Annotated in this window: 7 protein-coding genes; 4 read left to right on the top strand and 3 right to left on the bottom strand. The window is 33.4% G+C overall.

The window, feature by feature from the left end:
* Positions 1 to 66: 66 nt before the first annotated feature.
* The 3 genes from F899_RS15080 (at position 67) to F899_RS15070 (ending at position 1806) form a co-directional block, all read left to right on the top strand.
* The gene (locus F899_RS15080; RefSeq protein WP_005225839.1) at positions 67 to 348 is read left to right on the top strand and encodes a hypothetical protein; all 282 of its coding nucleotides are present in this window, start codon (positions 67 to 69) and stop codon (positions 346 to 348) included.
* 29 nt (positions 349 to 377) lie between these two features.
* Positions 378 to 569, top strand: a complete 192-nt coding sequence (locus tag F899_RS15075; RefSeq protein WP_004728112.1) for a YqaE/Pmp3 family membrane protein — start codon at positions 378 to 380, stop codon at positions 567 to 569.
* A gap of 373 nt (positions 570 to 942) precedes the next feature.
* Positions 943 to 1806 carry a TIR domain-containing protein gene (locus F899_RS15070; protein ID WP_005225838.1) on the top strand — a complete coding sequence of 288 codons (864 nt, stop codon included), beginning with the start codon at positions 943 to 945 and terminating at the stop codon, positions 1804 to 1806.
* 227 nt (positions 1807 to 2033) lie between these two features.
* Here F899_RS15070 and F899_RS15065 read toward each other — a convergent pair whose 3' ends face one another.
* The 3 genes from F899_RS15065 to F899_RS15055 all read right to left on the bottom strand — a co-directional run bounded on the left by F899_RS15065 (position 2034) and on the right by F899_RS15055 (position 3257).
* Positions 2034 to 2582 carry a hypothetical protein gene (locus tag F899_RS15065; RefSeq protein WP_005225836.1) on the bottom strand — a complete coding sequence of 183 codons (549 nt, stop codon included), beginning with the start codon at positions 2580 to 2582 and terminating at the stop codon, positions 2034 to 2036.
* Positions 2583 to 2668: 86 nt separating this feature from the next.
* Positions 2669 to 2983 carry a BrnA antitoxin family protein gene (locus F899_RS15060; RefSeq protein WP_005225835.1) on the bottom strand — a complete coding sequence of 105 codons (315 nt, stop codon included), beginning with the start codon at positions 2981 to 2983 and terminating at the stop codon, positions 2669 to 2671.
* A complete protein-coding gene (locus F899_RS15055) occupies positions 2970 to 3257 on the bottom strand; it encodes a BrnT family toxin (RefSeq protein WP_005225834.1) in 288 nt (95 codons plus the stop codon). Before F899_RS15055 ends, F899_RS15060 begins: the two co-directional genes overlap by 14 nt.
* A gap of 387 nt (positions 3258 to 3644) precedes the next feature.
* On the opposite strand from F899_RS15055, the gene F899_RS15895 reads away from it, so the two are divergent.
* Positions 3645 to 3848, top strand: coding sequence for a hypothetical protein (locus tag F899_RS15895; protein WP_004896916.1), 204 nt, complete (start codon positions 3645 to 3647; stop codon positions 3846 to 3848).
* Positions 3849 to 3912: the final 64 nt, after the last annotated feature.

The raw sequence follows: 3912 nt of genomic DNA, 5'->3' as shown, positions 1-3912 counted from the left end.
ACCTTGAATGCAGATTCAAGTGCGCTTATGTTAGGGATGGTTTCCCAGGATGATGGTATTGGATGAATGAGCGTTACTGAAACTCTAGATAGTAAAATTAAGGCACAGGAAGAAAAGCTAAAGCAGTTAAAGGCTCAAAGACAGGCAGCACTGGCAAGAGAACGTGCCAAAGAGAAAGAACAGGCACGAAAGGAGGATACCAGACGCAAGATTTTGATCGGATCCTGTATGTTGAAAATTACCGAAGATGATGAACAGGCTCGGGCAAAACTGATTGCTCAGATGGATAAGTATTTAACGGATGAAAGAGATCGTAAGCTGTTTGATCTGTCGGCAGTTAATTATTAATTTTTTGAAAAGATACATAGGAATTTGAAATGAGATTGCTAATTGCTTTAATTTTTCCCTGGCTGCTGTTTTTCACCATAGGGCGACCATTTGCAGGCATCATTTGTTTGCTACTTCAGATTACAGTTTTAGGTTGGATCCCGGCTGCCATCTGGGCGGTCTATGCTTTGTCGCAATACAAGACTGATCAGAAAATTAAAAGAACAATTCGCTCATCATAAATAGTGTAATTGTGTGATTTTTAGATCTGATTGATTTTGTGATTTCCATCACACTTACCCATAAGTGAATGATCAGATTGTGAAGATTATTTGAGCAATAAGTGATCTAATAAGTCTTATAACAATAATTATAAAACTCCAGAGGTAAAGAAATTAATCCTCTAATTCTTAGTTAGAAAAATAATTAAAACAAGAATTAGAGGATTTCATTTTTTATCGAGTTCACTCTATATTGCCACAAAGCTCCTATCCAATATGGGTATGGGGCTACTTTTTTGACTTCGTATAAGAGATTTTATGTTAAATAGAAAGTTAATTTTTTTAAAATTTATTATATAGTTAAAAAAATGAATAAAGATATGGCGTTAAGAATATGTATTACCATGTGATTTTAGAGTTAGGTGAAAAGTATCATAAGAATGCGTGGGATCAAGTCGAAATTAAATCAGATTTAACAGATTTAGAAGACGTAATTAACAAATATGCTGAACCTTATCAGGTTGGGAAACCTATTTTAATTAATGGGCGTACTATTCCTATTGAACATATTGAGCGGTTACGTATTTTTTCTAGTGAAATATCTGGTGAAGTTCTAAAAGAGCAACAAGCTAATAAACGAAGAGCTGAAGATCGAGCTTCTAATGTTGTTATGATCGGTTTTTATTCTAATGATTTAGAGTCAGCAATTCTAAAACAAAAAGAAATAACAGAAGAATTAGTGACGTATGCGAAAGGAACTAAAAAAGAAGTTTCTAATTTAGTGGAGAAAAAAAAGAAAATCACGCCATCTAAAGTATTCATTGTCCACGGTCATGATGATGCATTAATAAACGAGGTAAAAGCTTTTTTATCAGCTCAAAGAATCGAACCAATAATTCTTAGAGAGCAACATGATGCTAGCATTACAATCATAGAAAAATTAGAACGTTATACGAAAGATCCTTCTATTGGATTTGGGATAGTTCTATATACACCAGATGATGAAGGCAAAGCTGTTGGAGAAAGCGAATATAAATTAAGAGCTAGGCAGAATGTTGTTTTTGAACACGGTTTATTAATAGGTTTATATACTCGTGAGAAAGTTATCTGCTTAGTAAAAAAGGAAGGTCATATTGAAATGCCTGGTGATGTGAATGGTGTTGTATATACAGACCATGGATATAAAGACTGGCGTATGTCTGTAGCTCATATGCTAAGTGATGCGGGATATGATATTAACTATAGAAAAATCAGTTAAGATTATTAAAAGAGGAGCAATGTGCTCCTCTTTTAATTGATGTTAGATGAGGTAATTTGTGGTTGAGAGTTATTTTCTACGCAATTTTTCTAGGTTTACATTCGGATCATAACTCTCTATTACGACTCTAAGTGGTAAGGGATCTGTATCACGAGGTGGCTTCTGTGTACTAGATATAGATGGTCTATTTTCCTGTTTAGTTTGTTCTGTATTTGGATTCTTCGCCATTAGCTTTCAACCGTAGTTTTTAGAAGAGTTAAAAACAGTATAAAGATAAAAGAGATGAAGCACCAAAAAGCCTTTTTAAGGTCTTTTAATGCATCTTCTATTATTTTGGATCTTAAGTTCATCTCTACAGTATTTTGTTCAATAGAGCTTCTATAAGTTTTATATAATTTCCAATAAAGATGGTTTGGATTTTGTTCATCATCATATATTACATCTTCTAACTCATGATTTAGTTCCAATTTTTTGACTTTAGTATCCTGCATAACAGATAATAATTTAGACCAAGCAAAGAAGAGTAAACTAAAAAATAACAGTAAAATTATTATTTCAAATATTTGAAAAATAAGATAATGATTCTTAAAACTACTCCAATATTCATTCTTTGTAATAGCTGTAACGGCTAAAACAATAAATATATTTAAGACCGTAAAAATTCTTCCAACTTTTTCCTCGATTCTTTTTGAACGGTCACATTCATCTTTATATTCATGAAATGCAATTTCATACAAGGTCTTGAATTTGGTAGCTAGCTCTGGAGCAGTTAACATTTTCCCCTCTTTAAAACTTAAGATTTTCTAAAATTAAAATAATACATGTTATGCGAAGTCAAAAATGGGAGCTTAAGCTCCCATTTTTATTGATGATTTTTTAATTCTTTCAGCATGGCATCTCGCAGAATTTCATTCATCCGGGTTTGATAGCCTTTACCTTGTGCTTTAAACCATGCAAGAACATCAGCATCTAAGCGAATTGAAGTTTGTTGCTTTACTGGACGATAGAACTGATTATGGCGGACAGCATTGCTCCAGTCTGTAATTTCAGGAATATCAGATAAATCTAGTTGATCATCTGGAATAGTTCCTTTAGCAAGTAGGCGTTCAATTTCAGCATCTTGCTTCTCACTAAATTTTTCATTTAGTTCTTTGCGTGAATATCTAACCGTGCTCATATTTATCTCGCTCCGCCTTAGTGACTTGTCTTGCACTAATGATTCGTATGATTTCACAGTCATCTTCATCAAAGATAGTGTGAGCTACTAATAGCATTAGTACGCCTTTTACTCTTCCAATGGTTTGCCAACGTTCTTCACCATTAGTATGTCTATCCTGGATTGAGATCCTCAGTGGATCTTCAAAAACAAGGCTTGCAGTTTCGAAAGAGATATCATGCTTTTTCTGATTCTTTCGATTCTTAGCCTCATCCCATTCAAAATACTGTTCCATAAAAAACATTCAAATTTGTATATACAATAATGTATCACAAAATTGTATCACTCAAGTTGAGAAGCGTAATTTCTAGTCAGATTTATTGGCAAGAACTATCAAAAACGATCATAAAAAAGCCGACTTGTTTCCAAGTCAGCTTTTCGACATCGTCGAGCATCACCACTATAACACAAGTGTATGATTTTTATATATTTAAAATATGCGTTTCGTATAACGCCCATTATGTTAAATGGATGGCAGTTGGGAGATTATTTATTCTTTCAATAGACAAAAACTTGCGGAATTTTTCTTAATTTGTAATCCTTGCGGCCAAGGGTGTCTAGCGTAGCTAAGACAGGTATTTGTTATAGTCGGGCCGCTATAATACGGATGACGAGTGCCTGTATGTTTAACCTAAATATCTTTAACAAGATCTCTAGCGAAGTATTGACCATCAAAAATGATCTTGAGCTGAATTCTGAGAATCAACTGATAACTAAGTATAAGACTTCTACTTCTGAAGATTATAAAAAAGCAATTATTTTGATCTTTAAAGAACGTGGCTATACCAGGTTAGAAATAGGTCAGTTACTTGAAGGCCAACTCTAAAGACTTCCTAAAAATAACATAATACACCTTATACGAAATGCTTGATATTTCTCTTTAAATATCA

Source organism: Acinetobacter sp. CIP 101934 (genome assembly GCF_000369585.1).
GTDB lineage: Bacteria > Pseudomonadota > Gammaproteobacteria > Pseudomonadales > Moraxellaceae > Acinetobacter > Acinetobacter schindleri.
The sequence above is the reverse complement of the archived record's forward strand: the minus strand, read 5'-3'. Positions and strand labels throughout refer to the sequence as shown.

Excerpts from the sequence above, each read along its gene's own strand:
- F899_RS15065 (WP_005225836.1), bottom strand. The coding sequence starts at position 2,582 with ATGTTAACTGCTCCAGAGCTAGCTACCAAATTCAAGACCTTGTATGAA.
- F899_RS15070 (WP_005225838.1), top strand. The coding sequence starts at position 943 with ATGTATTACCATGTGATTTTAGAGTTAGGTGAAAAGTATCATAAGAAT.
- F899_RS15895 (WP_004896916.1), top strand. The coding sequence starts at position 3,645 with ATGTTTAACCTAAATATCTTTAACAAGATCTCTAGCGAAGTATTGACC.
- F899_RS15075 (WP_004728112.1), top strand. The coding sequence starts at position 378 with ATGAGATTGCTAATTGCTTTAATTTTTCCCTGGCTGCTGTTTTTCACC.
- F899_RS15055 (WP_005225834.1), bottom strand. The coding sequence starts at position 3,257 with ATGGAACAGTATTTTGAATGGGATGAGGCTAAGAATCGAAAGAATCAG.
- F899_RS15060 (WP_005225835.1), bottom strand. The coding sequence starts at position 2,983 with ATGAGCACGGTTAGATATTCACGCAAAGAACTAAATGAAAAATTTAGT.
- F899_RS15080 (WP_005225839.1), top strand. The coding sequence starts at position 67 with ATGAGCGTTACTGAAACTCTAGATAGTAAAATTAAGGCACAGGAAGAA.